Origin of the sequence: Pseudoalteromonas sp. P1-9 (genome assembly GCF_001399975.1) — a bacterium.
Classification (GTDB): Bacteria; Pseudomonadota; Gammaproteobacteria; order Enterobacterales; family Alteromonadaceae; genus Pseudoalteromonas.
Genome location: NZ_LKBD01000103.1, coordinates 1 through 1,179, shown reverse-complemented (window position 1 = coordinate 1,179; position 1,179 = coordinate 1). Strand labels below are relative to the sequence as shown.

General features: G+C 37.4%; 2 protein-coding genes. Both read right to left on the bottom strand.

Annotation, left to right across the window (positions count from 1 at the left end; all coding sequences use genetic code 11):
• Positions 1 to 85 precede the first annotated feature (85 nt).
• A complete protein-coding gene (locus tag AN214_RS21705) occupies positions 86 to 628 on the bottom strand; it encodes a hypothetical protein (RefSeq protein WP_054981611.1) in 543 nt (180 codons plus the stop codon).
• Positions 629 to 760: 132 nt separating this feature from the next.
• On the bottom strand, positions 761 to 1,081 hold the full coding sequence (locus AN214_RS21700; protein ID WP_054981610.1) for a hypothetical protein: 321 nt from the start codon (positions 1,079 to 1,081) through the stop codon (positions 761 to 763).
• Positions 1,082 to 1,179: the final 98 nt, after the last annotated feature.

Genomic DNA, 1,179 nt, shown 5'->3' with positions numbered 1-1,179 from the left:
GTGATCTTAAATTCTATGCTAAGAGACGGAGTGATTTGGGAAGCGCCAAAAGTCTAAATTTAACTATTGACGCCATAGTCTCTTGTTAGTTGCCGATTGGGCTATGAATAAGTTTTGTTTGCACTTTGTTTTTCCCCAAGTACTCTTCTACTTTAACAAGCTTAGGCTCTTTATCATCAATTTTTTGGTATGTTGAAACGAAATATCTTTGATTTTGTGTTTGCTTTTTCATCACAGCTTTATCGCCTAGCTTTTTTCCTGTAGGAGATAACTTTTCGAAATCAAAGTGTTCCGAAAAAATTGAGTCTATGAAAAGTCCCTTTAATTCATCACTAACTAAAACATTTCCATTTGGGAGTAGAGTTTCTACCCGATACTTACGTTTGTGTTCTCTATACTGTTTTTCAACTTGGTTCTCTCTGATTACGACGCGAGAGAATTCACCACTTTCAGGATATTCAAATTTGGATATATTTGAAATTTCAGTACCTTTACGAACATACGTGAGGATAATCTTTCTACCAGGTGTTTTAAATGGGGCATCCCATACCTGAATGAATTCCCCATAACTATGTTTTACAACATCCACGGTTGATGACTTAGTATGGTCAAATCCACTCTCAGACATTTTTACTGCTCCTTGTAAAGGCAACTAACTTCCCACTAAGGGGCGATAACACATGGGCTAAAATTAGGAACGAAGTGACGCAGCCCATGTGTTAGCGTCCCAGCGAGCACCGCGAGTGCCTTGAGTGGTTTGTTATATTGCATCTAAAAACTTCCTTGCTTTACTGATACTTAACTTACCTTCTAAGACAGGGTTTGCAAGGATATATATTAGGTTTCCGAATACGTCGTAATTTAAATCCTCGCGACCTTCAATGAAATTTGCCCACTGTTCTACTTGTTCATCAGATATTTCGCCACTGATAAACATTTTCAGGACTTTTTCTACATGGTGCCGATTGATTGTTATTAGTTCTTCATCTGTATCAAAAGGAAACTCATGGATCCTAATTGCAGCAAGCTCTAAATTCGAGCCAAAATTGATGATTTCATTTAGTGCTTGGAGTCTGTTCATTCTATGCAATATAACGCTTCAATAATACGTGCAGCAAGTTTGGCAGTTTCTTTGCGTTGTTTGCAATAGAAAATGAAAAAATTGCGGAGTCGTATTTC

What these genes read in the sequence shown, in the direction of transcription:
- AN214_RS21705 (WP_054981611.1), bottom strand. Translation starts at nt 628, where the DNA reads ATGTCTGAGAGTGGATTTGACCATACTAAGTCATCAACCGTGGATGTT.
- AN214_RS21700 (WP_054981610.1), bottom strand. Translation starts at nt 1,081, where the DNA reads ATGAACAGACTCCAAGCACTAAATGAAATCATCAATTTTGGCTCGAAT.